Here is a 17,586-nt window from a genome sequence, read left to right as displayed (position 1 = left end):
CCCTCGTACTGGACGTACTTGGGTGATTCGGGCGTGCGGCGAGAGTGCGTGCCAGGCGTCGCGGGCCCGCGAAGATCCGCCGGACAGGCCCTAGGTCGCGGGCAGCAGCACCGAGGAGTCCGGTTCCAGTTGGGTGGCGAAGCCGCCGACGACGGTGAGCCGGTCCAGGTCGACGACGGCGATGCGGTTGTTGCCCAGCTGGGAGACGTACGCGAGCGGCTTGCCGGGGTGGAACGACACGGCGGCCGGGGTTCCGTCGAGCTGGAGGGAGCGGATCGGGCGCAGGTCGGTGCTGAGGACGGTGAGGGTGTTGGCGGCGATGTCCGTCGCCAACAGTCTTTCGTCGTCGACGGTGTAGACCCGCAGGGGGTCGCCGCCCACCGTGCGGCTGTCGCGCACCTTCATGGTGCGCGCGTCCACCGCGACGATCGATCCGCTCTTGCGCGCGCCGACGAACAGGGTCTTCTCGTCCCGGCTCAGGCAGCTGCTCTCGGGCAGTTGGCCGGGGGTCACCAGGAGCGGCGGGGCCGCGGCGTCGTGGGGGCGTACGAGGCTGACCGTGTGCGACAACAGGCCGGTCACGTAGGCGCGTTCGCCGTCGCGGCTGAGCGAGAAGAGGTGGGTCTTCACGCCGTGCGTGGGCACCGCCCGGGTCGGGGCCGTGTCGGTGGCCGGGGCGTCGAAGCCGAGCAGGACAGCCTTCTCCTCGCTCAGGGCGTACAGCCGGTCGTGGCGGTCGATGCCCATGCCGTGGACGCGGTTGAACGGCCGGGTGTCGATGGTCCGGGCCAGGGTCCGCTCGGCCAGGTCGACCACGAGGACGGCGGCGCCGCCCTCGCCGACGGTGGCGGCCATGCGGACGCCGTAGTGCCCGACGTAGGCGAAGCGTCTGCGGGAGTCGACGACCATCTCATGCGGGTAGCCGGGCAGTGGGACGCTCCGCAGGCGCCGCCCCGACGCCACGTCGTAGAAGCTCACCGCGTGGCTGCTCTTCTCCACGACCACCAGGACGTCGGCGTCCCGCGCCCGCGAGGCGCTCGCGGCGGGCGCGGCGGACGCGGCCAGTCCGCTCGCCAACGTCCCGGCCCCCGCGGCCTTGATCACCGTACGACGCGTCACCACGGTCCTCACCCCGATCACTCGACCTGTTCTGTCAGCCTGCTCTCTCGGGCTGCTCTCTCAACCTGTTCCCTCGGCCTGATCCTTCGCCCCGAACCCCGACGTGGTCCGGCACCCTCAGTACCCGTCGGCACCCCTAGGCCGCGGCCCTGTCCCCGGCCGCCCGCCGCCGCAGCGAAGGCGTGGTGAGCGACGGGAGTGTCCACGCGCCGTCCGGAGGATAGATGTCGGTTCCGGGCGGCACGATCGCGTCGATCCGGTCGAGGGCGGCGTCGTCCAGGGCCACGGATGCGCCCTTGAGCGTGCCGCGCAGGTGCTCCATCGTGCGCGGGCCGATGATCACCGACGTGACGGCGGGATGCGCGAGCGGGAAGGCGATCGCCAACTCCGGCAGGGTGCAGCCCACTGCGTCGGCCACCGCCACGAGCTGCTCGACGGCGTCCAGCTTCGCGGCGGTGCGCGGCGCCGTGGGGTCGAAGCGGTCGGGGTTCAGGGTGGGGCGTCCGCTGCTCAGGTCGAGCGCCTGCCCCTTGCGGTAGCGGCCGGTCAGGAAGCCCGAGGCCAGCGGGCTCCAGGTCAGCACCCCCATGCCGAGGCGGCGCGCCACCGGCAGGACCTGCTTCTCGATCCCCCGGGCGAGGAGCGAGTAGGGCGGCTGCTCGGTGCGGAACCGCTGGAGCCCGCGGCGGTCGGCGATGTGGTACGCCTCGACGATGTCGTCCGCGGGGAACGTCGAGCAGCCGAACGCCCTGATCTTGCCCTGGCGCACCAGGTCGGTGAGGACGGAGAGCGTCTCCTCGATGTCGGTCGTGTGGTCCGGACGGTGCACCTGGTACAGGTCGATCCAGTCCGTGCCGAGGCGCCGCAGGCTGTTCTCCACCTCGCGGACGATCCAACGCCGGGAGTTGCCGCCCTGGTTGGGCCCCTCCCCCATCGGGAAGTGGACCTTCGTCGCGAGGACCACGTCGTCCCGGCGGCCCTTGAGCGCCTTGCCGACGATCGTCTCCGACTCCCCGGCCGAGTACATGTCGGCGGTGTCGACGAAGTTGATGCCCTCGTCCAGCGCGGCGTGGATGATCCGGGCGCAGTCGTCGTGGTCGGTGTTGCCGACGGACCCGAACATCATCGTGCCGAGGCAGTAGGGGCTGACCTGGATCCCGGTACCGCCCAGAACGCGGTGGCGCATGCGACTCTCCTTGGCCGTCGTCCGCTCGGCCCGCGTGGCCCTGTCGGCCCTCGTGGTCCCAGTGGTCCTCGTGAGTGCCGTGACTCTACGAGGTGGAGTGCGCTCCAGGGCAAGTGCCCGCTTGCGTGGGTGACGGTACGTCAGAGAGCCGGGGCCGCCGTCCCCGGGTGCCCGCACGGCAGGAGATGATCTCGCCATGAGCGAGATCATCCTGATGTCCGACCCGAAGGTCACCTCGACCCCCGTGCAGGAATGCGGTGAGCCGCTGGTGGACGTGCGGGGCCAGGCCGCCCTGCTGGTCGACGACCGCCTCAAGGACCCGGAGAACGCCTTCGCGTACCTCCGCGAGGGCGTCGTCGACCGGCTTCTCGAGGCCCAGACGCTGCTGCCCGACGGGCTGCGGCTGATGTTCGTCGAGGGCTACCGCCCGCTGTCGTTGCAACGTTCGTACTTCGAGGAGTACGCCGACGAGCTGCGGGCGCTCCACCCGGAGTGGCCGGACGAGCGGATCCACGCGGCGGCGAGCCGCTACGTCTCCCCGCCCACCATCGCGCCGCACAGCGCGGGCGCCGCCGTGGACCTGACGCTGGCCGACGCCGACGGGCGCGAACGGGACCTGGGCACCCCGATGAACGCCTCCCCGGAGGAGAGCGCGGGCGCCTGCTACACGGAGGCCGACAACATCAGCGCCGAGGCCCGCGAGAACCGCAGGATCCTCGGCACCGCGCTGACCGCCGCGGGCCTGGTGAACTACCCCACCGAGTGGTGGCACTGGTCGCTCGGCGACCGCTACTGGGCCCTGGCCACGGGCGCCGAGCACGCCTACTACGGGCCGCGGGACCTGTCCGGTGCCGCGGGGTCGCCGGAGCAGAGGTAGCCGCGAGCCCGGTGAGCGGACAGCCCCGGCGCTAGGCGAGCCGGTCGAGCGCCGCGAGGACCTGCCGACTGCCGTCCTCCCGCGCGAGGGCGGCGGCGAGGTCACGCGCACGGGCCCGCAGGCCCGAGTCGTGCACGGCGGCCGTGATCGCGTCGGCGAGGCGCCGCACCGTCAGGCGCCGGTAGCTCAGCGGGCGGGGCGCCACGCCCAGGGTGTGCAGGCGGGCGGCCCAGAAGTGCTGGTCGAGCTGCACCGGGACGGGGACGGCCGGTGTCCCGGCGCGCAGTCCCGCCGCCGTCGTGCCCGCGCCCGCGTGGTGGATCACGGCGGCGGTCCGGGGGAACAGCCAGGCGTGCGGGACGTCCTGCACGGTGATCAGGTCGTCGCTCTCGGCGTGCAGACCGCTCCACCCGGCCTGGATGATCCCGCGTACCTTCGCGCGGCGCATGGCCTCGGCGAGCAGGGTGCTCAGCCGCTCGGCGTCGGCGGTGACGAAGCTGCCGAAGCCCGCGAAGACCGGTGGCGGGCCCGCGTCGAGGAAGTCCGCGAGGCGGGCCTCGGGCCGCCAGTCGGTCGGGGTGTGCGGCCACCAGTAGCCGCACACCTCGTGGCCCGCGGGCCAGTCCGCCGGGCGGGGCACGACCGTCGGGCTGAAGCCGTGCAGGACCGTGCGCCCGCGAGGCAGGCCCAGCGGACCGCCGAACCTCCGGCGCGGCAGCCCGAGTTCGCGGCGCAGCGCGCCGACGGCGGGGGCGAACATCCGGTCCGTACCGGCCCACAGGGCGCGGGCGGCCAGACGGTTGCCATGGGATCCGAACGAGCGGGCGCCGGTGATCATCGGCGGGAAGGCACCGGTGGGCTCGATCGGCTGGAGGTACGCCCCGATGCTCGGCAGCCGCAGCGCCTCGCCGAGCGCCGCGCACATGGGGTCGGTGACGGTGGAGCTGAGGACGACGTCCGCGCCCTCTCGTACGGCGTCCGCGACGCCGACCGTCAGCCGGGGCATGAACGCCCGCGCCATCCGCATGATGCGTGCCATCTCCGCGGGCGGGCTGGCCGCCCTGGCCAGGCCCTGGCCACCTTGGGAGGCCAGTTCCTGCCGGGGGTCGACGGGCAGGGCCCTGAAGCCGAGCGCGTGGTCCTTCACCGCCTGCTCGAAGCGCTCATGCGTGGCGAGGACGGCCTCGTGGCCCGCGGCGCGCAGCGACACGCCGAGGCCGATGAACGGGGCGACATCGCCCCAGCTCCCTGCTGTCACGATCAGTACGCGCACGACGGCAGGATGTCAGAGACACCCGGCCCCGGTCAGGGTGCCTCACCCGGGTGTCCGTGAGGCGTCCTCTCCCCCGGCTCCCAGGGGCAGCCGCGAGCCGCTCTCCGGAGGCAGCCGGAAGCCGACCTCCGCCCCGCCTCCCGCCGCTTCGGTGGCGAAGACGGTTCCGTTCTCCGCCTCGACGAGATCGTGGACGATCGCCAGACCGAGCCCGGATCCGGGCGTGGCCTGGGTGCCGGGCCCCCGGTGGAAGCGGTCGAAGACGGCCTGTCGCTCGTCGGGCGGGATGCCGGGGCCCTGGTCGCGCACGGACAGCCGGCAGCCGTCGACGTGGAGGGTGATGGGGGTGTGCGGAGGGCTGAACTTGACGGCGTTGTTCAGGAGGTTGTCGACGCAGCGCTGGAGGGCGCGGGTGCGGGCGCGCACCGGGGTGGGCCGGGTGGTCGTGACGGTGATGGTGCGTCCGGTGCGCCGGCTGTGGCGGCGCGCGCTGTCCTCGGCGAGGGTGGGCAGGTCGACGCTCGTGGGCTCGTCCTCGGTGTAGCGGTCGGTGGCCAGTTCGACGAGTTCACGGACGAGGTCGTCGAGGGCGACCGCCTCGGTGACCAGGGTCGCGAGGATCTTCTCCTCGTCCTCGGGGTCGAGTCGGCCCCGGGCCCGTTGCAGGAGTTCGGCGCTGCCCCGCACCGAGGTGAGGGGCGTGCGCAGTTCGTGGCTGGCGTTGTGGACCAGCTCCTGCTGCTGGGCACGGGAACGGCGCAGCGCGCTCAGCATGGTGTCGAAGCTGGTGGTGAGCTGGCCGATCTCGTCCTTGCCTGCCGGGGGCAGCGGCGTGGAGAGGTCCTGGGTGCCGGTGATGCGCCGGGTCGCATGGACCAGTCGGCGCACCGGGCGCAGGATCCGGCCGACGGCGAGCCAGCCGAGCAGGGCCGAGAGGCCGGTGGCCGCTGCCGTGGTCCAGGAGATGCGCCACATGAAGTCGCGTTCGAGGCGTACGGCGTCGCGGTAGCTCTGGCCGACCATGACCGCGCCGCCGTCGGGCAGGGGCCGGGTGAGGATCCCGTACTCGGTGCCGGAGACCATCACGTCCTGACGGCTCGTGCCCTTGCCCGTGCGGGCCACGCGGCGGTCCGCGGCCGAGACGGGCAGCGCCGTCCGCCCCGGTGCCAACGGCCGCACGGCGCCCTTCGGGGACAGGACCTGCTCGATCATGTCGGCCCGTGTCGGCGGGGTGCGGTCGGCGGTGAGCAGGGTGACGACCGTGTCGGTGCGGTCTTCCAGGCCGCGTTCGAGTTCGTCGCCGACGACGTCGCTCACGTTGCGGAAGGAGGCGAAGGCGGTGACGGCGATGGCGAGGGCGGCGGCCGCGACGACCAGCACGGTGATCTTGGTGCGCAGCATCACGCGGGCCTGATGGTGTAACCGACGTTGCGCACGGTGTGGATCAGGCGCTGGCCGCCGCCCTGTTCGGTCTTGCGGCGCAGGTAGCCGATGTACACGTCGAGGGAGCGGGAGGAGGCGTCGAGGTCGTAGCCCCAGATGCGCTCGTAGATCTGGGTGCGGGTGAGAACGGCTCCCTGGTGTCGAAGGAGCAGTTCCAGTACGTCGAACTCGGTCTTGGTGAGGTCCAGCGACAGCGGTCCGCGCTCGGCGCGGCGGGCGGTGGGGTCGAGGGTGAGGTCGGCGACCCGCAGGAGCCCGGCGTCGGCGGGCGGGTCGGTGCGGCGCAGCAAGGCGCGTATGCGGGCGAGGAGTTCCTCGGTGGCGAAGGGCTTGGCCAGGTAGTCGTCGGCCCCGGCGTCCAGGCCCGCGACGCGGTCGCCGATCTGGTGGCGGGCGGTGAGCACGAGGACGGGCAGGCGCTCGCCGCGCCTGCGGAGCATCCGGCACAGTTCCAGGCCGTCCAGGCCCGGCATGACCACGTCCACCATCGCGAGGTCGGGACGCCGCTCCTCCAGCACGCTCAGGGCGCCGAACCCGTCGGCGGCCACGAGGACGTGGTAGCCCTCGAATCGGAGCAGTTGCTCCAGGGTGCTGCGCACCCCCGGGTCGTCCTCGACGACCAGCACGGTGCGGTGGGACTCGACAGCGTTCGTCATGGGGACATCTTCGCTGGTGGTGGACGTGGTCACGGCGGTGGCCCCGTCAGCGGCGCACGGGGGCGACGGCGATCGGCGGGAGGCTCTTCAGGCAGGAGGTGTCGCCGGGGGTGCCGGTCCGGATGAAGCGGCCGGTGACTCCTGTGACGCAGCCGCTCTGTTCGAGGTCGGGCACGTGCCCCACGTTGCGGACCGAGTGGAACTCGCTGTTCGTGAACTGCCGCGCGGCGGCCCGGCCGTTCGCGTCGGGGGTGTTGGCGTCGAGGTCGCCGGAGATCACCAGGACCGGCACGTCGGGCATCTCGGGCTGCGTGGGCTGCGGGCTCGCGGTGTTCTTCCGGGGCCAGCCGATGCACACGTCACCGCCGTCCGTCGGGCCCTCGGTGAACCCCTTGGCGCTGAACGCCCCGTACTCGCCGGGCTCGGTGGCCGCGAGCGCCGCGCGGTACTGGCGCCACCGCTCGGTCCGCGACGCCCGCGTGGACCACGCCTTGCGGTAGTCGTTGCAGACCACCGCCACGTACGGCGCCTGGTCCTCCTTGCCGACCGACGACGCCTGCTCCTTGATCAGGCGCCGCAGTGGCGCGGGGTCGTCGTGGACGAAGCGGTCCAGGGCGTGCGGCACGCTGCCGAGCAGCGACGGCTCGCCCGGTACCGCGCCCGCTCCGCTGCTGGCGGCCTCGAAGAGCAGATTGGCGAGTTGGCCCTCGGTGAAGCGCAGGTGGCGCTTGGCTCCGGCCGCCTTGAACGGTACGTCCATGGGCCGTTCCCGCAGCCGCGCCGCCGTGGTGCGCAGGTCCCGTACGGCCTTCCTGCCGTCGCAGGCCACCGGCACGGAGCGGTCGCAGATCCGTCGCAGGGCCAGCGACACGGCCCCCGCGCTGGGGCGGACGAGCGGGTCGAACCCGAGGGGGTAGGCCCCCGACAGCACGATGGACCGCACGCGCTCGGGGTGCCGGCTCGCGTACACCGGCATCAGATAGGTGCCGTAGGACAGCCCGTACAGCGTGAGCTTCTTCGCGCCGAGCCGTGCCCGGATCGCGTCGATGTCGTCGGCGGTGGCAGCCGTCGTGTAACCCGCGGCCTTGGGGCCGAGGTTGCGGGCGCAGCGGGTGACGGCGTCGCGCTGCTGCTGTCGCGAGCCGTAGCGGTACTCGACGTCGGTCACCCCGCACGGGATCCGCTCGGATCTGCCGGTGCCGCGCGGGTCGACGAGCAGGACGTCGTGGTCCTTGAGGACGGCGTTGAGGCCCGTCGCGAATTCGGGGGCCCGGTCGACGGCGACCTCGCCGGGTCCGCCCGGGTTCACGGCCACGGTCCCCTTGGCGGCGCCGGGACCCCGGTGCCGTACGACGGCGTAGCTCACGTCGACCGTGCCGAGCTTCGGCTTCCCGGCCACGAGGGGGCGGGTGATCTGCCCGCAGTCCACCCGGTGGTCGTCCACGGTGGGGCACCACGTGGGACCGCTGCCCCGCTCGGTCGTCGGCGTGGCCACCGCCGCGGGTGTCGCCGTGGCGAGCACCGCCATCATGCTCACAGCCAGCACCGTCCGCCGCACCGCGTTCTGGTAGGTCATCGTTGCTCCTCTCCTGTGGGCACCAATGTGGCCGGGCCACTTCAGAGGGACGGCAAAGCAATGACAAGAACAGGTAAGAACGCGCGGGTGGTACGAGCACGTGGGGCATCCGGCCACGCGCCCGCAGGGATTACTTCGCGGCCCACTTCCCGAGGTTGTTCGTAGCGGTGTCCGCCGCCTGCCGCAGGGCCTCCGGGGAACCCACGAGCTCGCCCGGCAGGTATCCGGACCGCACGCGCGGCTCCCACCCGTGTGCCTGGACCGCGAGGGCGGCCAGCGCCAGGGGGCCGAGGGGCAGCAGGGTCCTGGGGGCGGGGTCGGCGCCGACGCTCTCCCGGTGCTCGTCGAGCCGGGCCACCAGGGCCTCTTCGAAGGCGTCCCGGTCGTCGGCGAGAAGGACGCGCAGGAGTCGGTGGTCCGGTGCGAGCGGCCCGGCTCCATCCAACTGCCGGGCGGCCTCGGCGCGCTCGTCGGCGTCCGGCTTGCACAGCGGCACCGTGGGCCAGTCGCGCGGGAGGTGTCCCTGCGACCGGGTCAGATAGCCGCACAGCGCGCCCATCGCGGCGAGGTCCGCGGGATCCGACCTCGAAGGCAGCGTCGAGTACGGCACCCCGTCACGGATCGCGGGCGCGTAGTCGTTCCTCAACAGCAGCCCGATCACCCGCTGCCAGTCCCACACGAGGCCGCTGACCACGCACACGGCGAAGGTGTCGAGCCACGTCCGGGCCGAGGGGGCCTGCCCGGTCCCGCTGCCGTACGCGACGACGTCGTCGAACCCGATGTCGTCGCTGCTGAGTTCCTCGCCGATGAGCGGAAGAACGACCTCCTGGTCACCGCCGGGGAAGCAGCCGACGCTCAACTCCCCCAGGAAACACTCGGCGGCGGTCCGCAGCGCCGTACGCGCGGTCTCGTCGAGCGCGCCGCCCGCCACGGTGCGGGCCGCGACGTGATCGAGGAGTTCTTCCCCCGTCTCGCGCATCTTCCTGGGCGCCGGATCGTCGTACCGCATCCAGCGCCACCGCTCCCGGGTGCGCCCGGTGATGTCGTCGAGAGCCCGGGAGAGATGCGCCTCCCCGACCTCGTGGCATGTCACGTCCCGCACGGCTTCCGTCCTCTCCCATGATCTTCAGCTCGGACGCGGCACGCTACCAGCGGGCTCTGACATCGCCCTCGGTCCGCCGACGGGGACCGGTCCCCGCTCCTGAACAGCCCTACAGGGGGCGGACGGTGAGCATCTGCTGTGCGGTGCCGACCGGTCCGTCGAGGTCGTGCAGGACGGTGCTGGTGATGCCCTGCCCGGTGGGGCCGAAGGTGACGGTGGTGTCGAGGCCGGTCCAGCGGCCCTCGGGGCGGCGGTGGAGGTGGACGGTGAGGTCGACGTTGGGGTACATCCAGGCGGTGGGCGGCTGGCGTACGGCGATGCCGTTGGCGGTGTCGACGAGCGCGAGGTAGGACGCGAGCGGGCTGATGGTCTGTCCGGCGACGAGGTCGAGGTCGGTGGAGATCCAGGCGGTGGTGCGTCCCGGCTGCGGGGGCGCCAGGGGGCGGACGTCCACCGAGGCGATGTATCCGCCGGGCCACACGGAGCCCATCTCCCAGGGCGTGAGTGCGTCGGGAAGGGTGAGCCGGCCGGTGGCGCCGCCCTCGACGGCGGTGGTGTCGGTGGGGGCGAGCAGCCAGGCCCGGGCCCGGACCACGGGGCGGTCGCCGATGAGCACGACGGCCTCGACGAGTTCGATGGTGCGGCCGGGCCGGAGGGTCTCGACGCGGATCTCGCACTCGTCGAGGGCGAGGCGTCCGAGGATGTCGAAGCTGATCCGGGACAGCAGGAGTCCGTTGTCCGGACGGTCGGCCAGGTGGCGGTCGATGGCGTGGACGATGAGGCCGCCGAGCGGGCTGAAGTGCTGTTCGTCCCTGTGCCAGGCGCCACCGGCGTGGGCGGTGGGCTTGTAGCGGTGCGTGTCGACGGGCTCGTAGTAGCTGCCGGTGTTCAACGGTGCTGACCTCTCGGCTGTGCGGATCGGGGGCAGAAGCGTGCAGGGTACAAAAGAGTGCCAGGGCGTGGGTGCCGAGCGGTGCGCGGGCCCGTGTTGGACGAAGAACACGCTGGTCGGGGCGAGGGAGGTCAGCGCGTTCCGGCATCTTCGGGCGCGGGGGCGGCGCGGCTCAGGGTGCGGATCGCCGGGATCGCGAACAGGGCCGCGCAGCCCGCCAGGCAGGCCCCCGCCGACACCAGCAGCAGCCGCCCCGGGGAGGCCAGCGCGGTGGCCGGGCCCGCGACGATCTGGCCGAGCGAGATCCCGGACACCGATCCGGCCAGCTCATAGGCGGAAACCCGGTTGAGCACGGCCTGCGGGGTGTGGGTCTGCACGCTGGTCGCCCACATCACCGACCAGAACGCCAGGGCGCCGCCGCCGAGGACGTGCCCCGTCAGGAGCACCGGCAGGTCGGCGCTCAGCGCCACGCACAGCGGCAGCACGGTGTACAGCGCCATGGCCGCCGCCCCGGCGGCGAGCGGCCGGGCCGGGCGCAGCCGCAGGGCGAGGAGGCCGCCGAGGACCGTGCCGGCGCCGAGGAAGGAGATCGCAAGGCCGTAGGCGTCGGGGCCGAGCCGGGCGCCGACCAGGGCCGAACTCAGCGGTACCAGCGGGCCGAAGACAAGGACGCCGTAGACCATCCAGATCAGGATCACCGCCCACATCCAGGTGCGGGCGCGGAACTCCTGCCAGCCCTGACGCAGGTCGCGCCGGAGTGAACTGCTCGCGCGCGCGCCGGAGTCGGCGTCGGCCGGGGTACCCGCGTGCGCCGCAGCCGGGGCGAGCCGGATCAGCCCCAGGCACAAGGCGCTGATCAGGAAGGTCCCCGCGTCGATGGCGTACACGGTCCCGGCGCTGGTCAGCGTGATCAGGAGCCCCGCCAGGGCCGGGCCGACCAGATGCGCGAGCGCGTCGGCCACCTTGAGCGTGGCGTTGGCCCGCTGCGGTTCGCGGGCGACCAGCGGGACCATCCCGTTCACACCCGGCAGGAACATCGCCACGGCCGCACCCGCCACCGCCGCCATGGACACGAGCAGCCAGAACGGCGGCGCGCCGGCGAAGAACGCGGCGGCAAGCACTCCCTGCGTGAGCACCCGGACGACGTCCGCGCCGACCATCATCCGGCGCGCCCCGAACCGGTCGGCGAACACCCCGCCGAACAGGACCAGGCAGACGAACGTCCCGGTCCAGACGCCGAGGACGAGGCCCACCCCGGAGATCCCGTACAGCGGGCCGACCGCGAGCGCGGCGGCCACCGGCATCATCGCGTCGCCGAGCAGTGAGACCGCGCGGGCGGTGAAGTAGAGGGTGAAGCGCCGGTTCCACAACGGGGGTTGCTCGGCGCGGCCGGTCGGAGTCCGCTGCTGGATCCGTGTCTGGTTCCGTGTCTGGTTCCGCGCTTGATCTCGCGTCTGATTTCTCGTCTGTCTGCTGGTCACAGGTGAGATGCTGGACTGGACCAATCATCCGCCCCAGTGTCCTGACTGACACGATGGGGTACTTTCGCGCCATGACGCCCCGCCCGCTGCCGAAGTCCCCGGAGCCGCACCGGGTCGTGGCCCTGCTCCAGCCCCCGCAGTCGACCTTCACGCTGGCTTGCGCGACCGAGGTGTTCGGCGACCACGGCCCGGCGGTCCCCGCCCGCTACGCGTTCGAGGTCTGCACCGAGCACCCCGGACCGGTGCGCACCCAGGCCGGGTACGACCTGCTGGTCACGGCGGGCCTGGACGCGTTGGAGCGCGCGGACACCGTGCTGGTCCCCGGCTGGCAGCGACCGGCCGACGCCGAGGTGCCGTCGGCGGTGCTCACGGCGATCGGCCGGGCGCACCGACGCGGCGCACGGATCGTCGGCATCTGCTCGGGCGCCTTCGTACTCGCCGCAGCCGGACTGCTCGACGGCCGGCGGGCCGCCACCCACTGGGCCAGGGCGGCCGAGCTGGCCGCCCGGTTCCCGCGCGTCCAGGTCGATCCCGCGGTGCTGTACGTGGACCACGGCGACGTCGCCACCAGTGCGGGATCGGCGGCCGGGGTGGACCTCTGCCTGCATCTGGTGAGCGCCGACCAGGGCTCCGCGTACGCGATGCGGGTCGCCCGGCAGATGGTGATGCCGCCGCACCGCGAGGGCTGCCAGCTGCAGTACGCCGAACTGCCCACCTCCGGGCCGGTCGCCGACTCGCTGGCGCCGCTCCTCGAGTGGCTGGCCGGGCGCCTCGACCAGCCGGTCAGCGTCGCCGACATGGCGGTCCGCTCGCAGGTCTCGACCCGCACGCTGACCCGGCGCTTCACCGAGCAGTTGGGCATCAGCCCAGGACGCTGGCTGCTCGACCGGCGGATCGCCGCCACCCGGGCGCTCCTGGAGGAGACCGACCTGCCCGTGGAGACCATCGCGCACCGGGTCGGCCTCTCCTCGGCCGTCAATCTGCGCCGCCGCTTCCACGAGGCGCTGCGCACCACACCCGCGGCCTACCGGCGCGCCTTCCGGGCGGACAAGGCCGGGTGAGCCAGGTAGGCCGGTTTGACCGGCTCTCGGCGGGCGCGGTCCGGATCAAAGGCGCGCCCCGCCCGGCGTCCTGCGCGAAGATCCGCATCCGTAGGCTGGCCCCATGCCGACCGAACACAGCCCCGCGAACGCCCTCAGCGACATGCGGGGCTGCTCCGACGTGTACGACGTCCTGGAGCAGATCCGCCTGCGGCCGGGCATGTGGCTCCCGGGCGGCTCGCTCAAGGACCTGGAGTCCCTCCTCGTCGGCTACCGCGTGGCACTCGCCGTGCACGCCCAGAGCGAGCCCTTCGCCTTCTGGCCCGAGGAGGACTTCACCCACTGGCTCCACCGGCACTACGCCACGACCAGCTCCCTCACCTGGGCCGCGGAGATCGAACGCCGCACACCGGCCGACTCGACACCGGTCGAGGAGTTCTTCCGGCTCCTGGACGCCTTCAAGGACGACCCGGCGCGGAAGCCCACAGCGGACGACATCAGGGCCCTGCGCCCCGACATCCCGTACATGAGCGGCACGTTCGTGACCCTCTTCTGGCGCCGCCGACTCCTCGACCAGGCCGTCCAGCGGCTCGAGGACCACGGCTTCCGCGTCGTCCACATCGCGGCGGGCGGCTGGGCGACCGCCAAGGACATGCACCAAGGCCTGGCCGCGGCCCTGCGGTTCCCCGCCCACTACGGCCACAACCTGTCCGCTCTCAACGACTGCCTCGGCGACATGGCCTCCTCCGGCCCCGACGACGACTCCCCCAAGGCCGCCGGACTCGTCCTCGCCTTCACCGGCTACGACCGCTTCGCCGCCGCGTGCCCCGAGGACGCCCACGGCGTCCTCGACATCATCGCCGGCCAGGCCCGCCACGCGGCGGTGGGGCGGCGCCGCTTCTTCGCCCTGGTCCACAGCGACGACCCCGACATCCGGTTCGAGCCGGTCGGGGCCGTGCCCGTCCTGTGGAACGGCGACGAGTGGCTCGACTCCCACCGCCGTTGAAGGGCCGACTCCTCCCCGACGAGCCGGACGAACCCCCCAGTTGTCCAGTTCAGTTGTCTAGTTGTCCCGAAGCCTGACCATCGCGCGCCCCGACTCCGGGTCGCGCTCGAGCAGTACGTACCGGCTGAGGATGGCCAGGGCGACGATGCAGCCGCTCATCTCCAGCCCCTCCTCGACGAGCGTTCCCAGCATGAGGACGGTGCTGTGGCCGTTCTCCAGCGCCCAGCCGTTGAACGCCTCCGTCACCAGCGCCCCGCCCAAGTACACCCCCAGTGCGGCAAGAAGGCCGTTGCGCAGGTCCCGTGGGAGCTTTCGTGCCCACAGCACGGCGATCACGGTGCCCGTCACCGCGAGCAGCGCGCCGGGCAGCACCCAGGCGTGTGTGGGCAGCGATCCCCCGGCCCACTCCTTCCACGACTTGCCGACCTCGCCGAGGCGTTCGTGCAGCGAGACCGACTCGTCGATGCTCAGCAGCGCGGTCGCGGCGGCCAGGCCCAGCCAGGACAGCCGCCCGGGACGTGTGTCGCGCCCGCTGAGCAGCGCGGCGATCACTGCCACGCCCGCCACGGCCAACAGCAGCGTGCTGTTCCACCATGTGGCCAGATTCGCCTCGACGTCGACGTTCACCAACTTACGGATCGTCGGTATGGAGTCGTACCGGTTGTAGGCGCGCGTGCCCAGATCGGTGACGAGTAAGGCCGCGGTGGCGCCCGCGGCGAACCACAGGACGCGGCGGGCCGGGGGTCTCGCGCCCTTGTCCGCAAGTTGGTCAGGAATTTGAAGATCGGTCATGTGTACGGAGGCTAGCCGCTTGATCAGCGGACGAAGCGGCCGGGGCGCCCCGCATGATGCCCTTTCAGACAGACCGGATGCGACGGCGTGTACGCGGTGAACTCGCCCCGGGGGCAGGGCCGATGCGGCGAACGGGGCCGGGGCCCCCGAGACCCCGGGCACCCGAGACCGCAGACTTGCCGGGGGGGATCAGCCGCCGCGGCGCACCCGGGCCGCCTTGCGGGCCTCGGCGAGCTTGCGGGCCTCACCGGACTTCCCGGACTTGCGGCCGCCCTTGCCGCCGGTGCCGCTGCCGCCGGTGCCGCGCGAGGCGTCCTTGCTGGTGCCGAGGCCGCGGAAGGGGAGGTTGGTGTTCTTGGGCCGGGAGGCGGCGGGCGCGCCGTCGAGCGGGGTGCCGGAGGGGGCCTTGGCGCCGGTGATCCGGCTCAGTTCGGCCTCGCCCGAGCGGACCTTGGTGGTCTTCGCCTCGATGCCCGCCTCGGCCATCAGCTTGCTCATCTCGCGGCGCTGGCCCGACAGGACCAGCGTGACGACGCTGCCGCGCTCACCGGCCCGGGCGGTGCGGCCCGCGCGGTGCACATAGTCCTTGGGATCGGTCGGCGGGTCGACGTTGACCACGAGGTCGAGGTCGTCGACGTGCAGTCCGCGGGCCGCGACGTTGGTCGCCACGAGGACGGTGATCTGGCCATTCTTGAACTGTGCGAGGGTCCGGGTGCGCTGCGGCTGGGACTTGCCGCTGTGCAGGGCCGCCGCGTGCACGCCGCTGGCCCGCAGGTGCCGGGTGAGCTGGTCGACGCCGTGCTTGGTGTCGAGGAACAGCAGGACGCGGCCGTCGCGGGCGGCGATCTCCGTGGTGACGGCGTACCGGTCGGGGCCGTGCACGACCAGCACGTGGTGGTCCATCGTCGTGACCGCGCCCGCGGCCGGGTCGACCGAGTGGACGGTGGGGTCGTGCAGGTAGCTGCGGACCAGGTGGTCGACGTCGCGGTCCAGCGTGGCCGAGAACAGCATGCGCTGGCCGTCGGGGTGCACCTGGTCGAGCGCCTCGGTGACCTGCGGCAGGAAGCCCATGTCGCACATCTGGTCGGCCTCGTCGAGAACGGTGATCCGCACGCGGCCCAGGCGGCAGGCCTTGCGCTCGATGAGGTCGTGCAGGCGGCCGGGGGTGGCGACGACGACCTCGGCTCCCTCGCGCAGCGCGGCCGCCTGGCGGCCGATCGACATGCCGCCGACGACCGTGGCCATCCGCAGCCGCAGCGCCTCCGCGTACGGCGTGAGCGCCTCGGTGACCTGCTGGGCCAGCTCCCGCGTCGGCACCAGGACCAGGGCGAGCGGCTGCTTCGCGTCCGCGCGCCGCCCGGCCGTCCGTACGAGAAGGGGCAGGCCGAACGCGAGCGTCTTGCCCGACCCCGTGCGCCCCCGCCCCAGGACGTCGCGGCCCGCGAGGGCGTTGGGCAGCGTCGCCGCCTGGATGGGGAAGGGCTCGGTCACGCCGAGCCTGCCGAGCGTGCGCAGCACCTCGCCGGGCAGGTCCAGGTCGGCGAAGGAGGTCACCGGGGGTGCGGCGGGGGTGGCGGCCTCCGGCCCGGCGGGCGCGCTGTGCGGGGCCTCGGGGCGGTCCTGGTGGTCAGCGCGGTTCGAGTCGTCGGCGCGGTCCGGGTGGTTCATGACGAGCCTTCCGTATGAGGGGCGTACCGAGGAAGGCCCGGCAGGAATCAGGAACGAGGAGTGAGCAGCCACGAGCAGGGCCGACGGCCCGGCCTGCGGAAGTCGCCAGCTTCACCACCGTTCAAACGGTTGAGGATAACACAAAGTGACTGGTCAGCCCGTCGCTGTGGCCCTGCTCCCCGGCCGGAGGCGGCCGTTCAGCGCCTCGTGCCGTGTCGAGTCACCGCCCACAGGCCGAGGGCCGTCGCACTGATCGCGGCACCCAGGACGCAGACCGCTCCCCACCCGGCGGCCGCGTAGACCGCGGTCGAGGCGAGTGCTCCCGTCGCGCTGCCGATGGAGTAGAAGACCATGTAGCCGCCGATGAGTCGGCCTCCGGCGTCGGGGCGCAGGCCGTAGATCAAGCTCTGGTTGGTGACGTGGACGGCCTGGACGGCGAGGTCGAGGAGGATCGCGCCGACGGCCAGGGCCCACAGGGACTGGCGGGTGAAGGCCAGGGGGAGCCAGGAGGCGACGAGGAGGGCAAGCGCCGTGCCGGTGGTGCGCTGGGCGAAGCCTCGGTCGTGCAGGCGCCCGGCGGGGGCGGCGGCGAGGGCGCCCGCCGCGCCGACGAGGCCGAAGGCCCCGATCGCGGTGTGCGTCAGCGACTGGGGAGGCTCGCTCAACGGCAGGGCGACGCAGCTCCACAGCGTGCTGAACGCGGCGAAGACGAGGAGGGCGAGCAGGGCGCGGTCGCGGAACACGCGTTCCCGGGTGAACAGGGTGACCGTCGAGGCGAGCAGCTGGCCGTAGTTGAGCGCGGGGCGGGGCGTGGTCCGGCGCGGGAGTTCGCGGTGGAGGGCCAGGGTGAGGGCGAGGGTGAGCGCCGCCGACGCGAGGTAGACGGTGCGCCAGCTCGCGAGGTCGGCCAGGAGCCCGGAGGCCGTGCGGGCGAGCAGGATGCCGATGACCACGCCGCTGGTCACCAGGCCGACGACGCGCCCGCGTTGGTCCGGTCCGGCGAGGGACGCGGCGAAGACCACCAGGGACTGGGTCACGACCGCGAGGAAGCCCATCAGGGTCATGCCGATCAGCAGGACCGACGCCGTTCCCGAGAGGCCGACAGCGGTCAGCGCCAGGGCCAGCAGGACGAGTTGGACGGTGATGAGGCGCTTCCTGTCGATCAGATCGCCCAGCGGCACGATGAGGAACAGTCCCAGGCCGTAGCCGATCTGCGTCAGGGTGACGATCGCCCCGACAGCGCCCTCGCTGATCCCGAAGTCCTGGCTCAGCGTGGCCAGGAGCGGTTGGGCGAAGTAGACGTTGGCGACCGCCACCGCCCCGGCGAGGGCGAAGAGCAGTGTGGTGCGGCGGGAGAGCGCGGGGGCGGGCGCCTGCCCGGCCGCCTCGGCGACCCGGGTCGTTTCGTCGCAGGAGGTCACGGGATACCTTTCCGATCAGCGGTTGCATGTTGCTACCAGATGGGAAACGTAGCC

15 protein-coding genes are annotated in these 17,586 nt (G+C 72.8%); 3 read left to right on the top strand and 12 right to left on the bottom strand.

Translation table 11 applies throughout. From position 1 onward, the window contains the following. Positions 1 to 90: 90 nt before the first annotated feature. Positions 91 to 1,122 (bottom strand): YncE family protein, encoded by a 1,032-nt coding sequence (locus ACFVHO_RS28380; RefSeq protein WP_385720439.1) that lies wholly within the window; start codon positions 1,120 to 1,122, stop codon positions 91 to 93. Between the two features lie 133 nt (positions 1,123 to 1,255). After that, the gene (locus tag ACFVHO_RS28375) at positions 1,256 to 2,305 is read right to left on the bottom strand and encodes an aldo/keto reductase (RefSeq protein ID WP_385720436.1); all 1,050 of its coding nucleotides are present in this window, start codon (positions 2,303 to 2,305) and stop codon (positions 1,256 to 1,258) included. Between the two features lie 196 nt (positions 2,306 to 2,501). On the opposite strand from ACFVHO_RS28375, the gene ACFVHO_RS28370 reads away from it, so the two are divergent. Continuing rightward, on the top strand, positions 2,502 to 3,182 hold the full coding sequence (locus ACFVHO_RS28370; protein WP_385720432.1) for a M15 family metallopeptidase: 681 nt from the start codon (positions 2,502 to 2,504) through the stop codon (positions 3,180 to 3,182). A 31-nt stretch (positions 3,183 to 3,213) separates the two neighbouring features. Here the strand turns inward: ACFVHO_RS28370 and ACFVHO_RS28365 are convergent, their stop codons facing one another. From ACFVHO_RS28365 to ACFVHO_RS28335, 7 genes are all read right to left on the bottom strand, one after another. Continuing rightward, the gene (locus ACFVHO_RS28365; protein WP_385720429.1) at positions 3,214 to 4,455 is read right to left on the bottom strand and encodes a glycosyltransferase; all 1,242 of its coding nucleotides are present in this window, start codon (positions 4,453 to 4,455) and stop codon (positions 3,214 to 3,216) included. A gap of 42 nt (positions 4,456 to 4,497) precedes the next feature. Then, a complete protein-coding gene (locus ACFVHO_RS28360; RefSeq protein WP_385720457.1) occupies positions 4,498 to 5,856 on the bottom strand; it encodes an ATP-binding protein in 1,359 nt (452 codons plus the stop codon). Then, positions 5,856 to 6,554 (bottom strand): response regulator transcription factor, encoded by a 699-nt coding sequence (locus ACFVHO_RS28355; protein ID WP_385720426.1) that lies wholly within the window; start codon positions 6,552 to 6,554, stop codon positions 5,856 to 5,858. Before ACFVHO_RS28355 ends, ACFVHO_RS28360 begins: the two co-directional genes overlap by 1 nt. A gap of 46 nt (positions 6,555 to 6,600) precedes the next feature. Further along, complete coding sequence (locus ACFVHO_RS28350) at positions 6,601 to 8,130, bottom strand: alpha/beta fold hydrolase (protein ID WP_385720423.1); 1,530 nt, start codon at positions 8,128 to 8,130, stop codon at positions 6,601 to 6,603. A gap of 130 nt (positions 8,131 to 8,260) precedes the next feature. Continuing rightward, positions 8,261 to 9,232, bottom strand: coding sequence for an immunity 49 family protein (locus ACFVHO_RS28345; protein WP_385720420.1), 972 nt, complete (start codon positions 9,230 to 9,232; stop codon positions 8,261 to 8,263). Between the two features lie 109 nt (positions 9,233 to 9,341). Next, a complete protein-coding gene (locus ACFVHO_RS28340) occupies positions 9,342 to 10,124 on the bottom strand; it encodes a thioesterase family protein (protein ID WP_385720416.1) in 783 nt (260 codons plus the stop codon). A gap of 131 nt (positions 10,125 to 10,255) precedes the next feature. After that, on the bottom strand, positions 10,256 to 11,494 hold the full coding sequence (locus ACFVHO_RS28335) for an MFS transporter (protein WP_385720414.1): 1,239 nt from the start codon (positions 11,492 to 11,494) through the stop codon (positions 10,256 to 10,258). A gap of 182 nt (positions 11,495 to 11,676) precedes the next feature. Here ACFVHO_RS28335 and ACFVHO_RS28330 point away from each other — a divergent pair, with 182 nt between their 5' ends. Next, positions 11,677 to 12,666 (top strand): GlxA family transcriptional regulator, encoded by a 990-nt coding sequence (locus ACFVHO_RS28330; RefSeq protein ID WP_385720411.1) that lies wholly within the window; start codon positions 11,677 to 11,679, stop codon positions 12,664 to 12,666. Between the two features lie 103 nt (positions 12,667 to 12,769). Next, positions 12,770 to 13,651, top strand: a complete 882-nt coding sequence (locus tag ACFVHO_RS28325; protein ID WP_385720409.1) for a barstar family protein — start codon at positions 12,770 to 12,772, stop codon at positions 13,649 to 13,651. 57 nt (positions 13,652 to 13,708) lie between these two features. Here the strand turns inward: ACFVHO_RS28325 and ACFVHO_RS28320 are convergent, their stop codons facing one another. From ACFVHO_RS28320 to ACFVHO_RS28310, 3 genes are all read right to left on the bottom strand, one after another. Continuing rightward, complete coding sequence (locus tag ACFVHO_RS28320) at positions 13,709 to 14,443, bottom strand: hypothetical protein (protein ID WP_385720406.1); 735 nt, start codon at positions 14,441 to 14,443, stop codon at positions 13,709 to 13,711. Positions 14,444 to 14,632: 189 nt separating this feature from the next. Continuing rightward, a complete protein-coding gene (locus ACFVHO_RS28315) occupies positions 14,633 to 16,111 on the bottom strand; it encodes a DEAD/DEAH box helicase (protein ID WP_385720403.1) in 1,479 nt (492 codons plus the stop codon). A gap of 197 nt (positions 16,112 to 16,308) precedes the next feature. After that, positions 16,309 to 17,532: an MFS transporter gene (locus tag ACFVHO_RS28310; RefSeq protein WP_385720400.1), complete on the bottom strand. Its 1,224-nt coding sequence runs from the start codon at positions 17,530 to 17,532 to the stop codon at positions 16,309 to 16,311. Positions 17,533 to 17,586: the final 54 nt, after the last annotated feature.

Origin of the sequence: Streptomyces sp. NPDC127108, from assembly GCF_042677545.1 — a bacterium.
GTDB lineage: Bacteria > Actinomycetota > Actinomycetes > Streptomycetales > Streptomycetaceae > Streptomyces.
The sequence above is the reverse complement of the archived record's forward strand: the minus strand, read 5'-3'. Positions and strand labels throughout refer to the sequence as shown.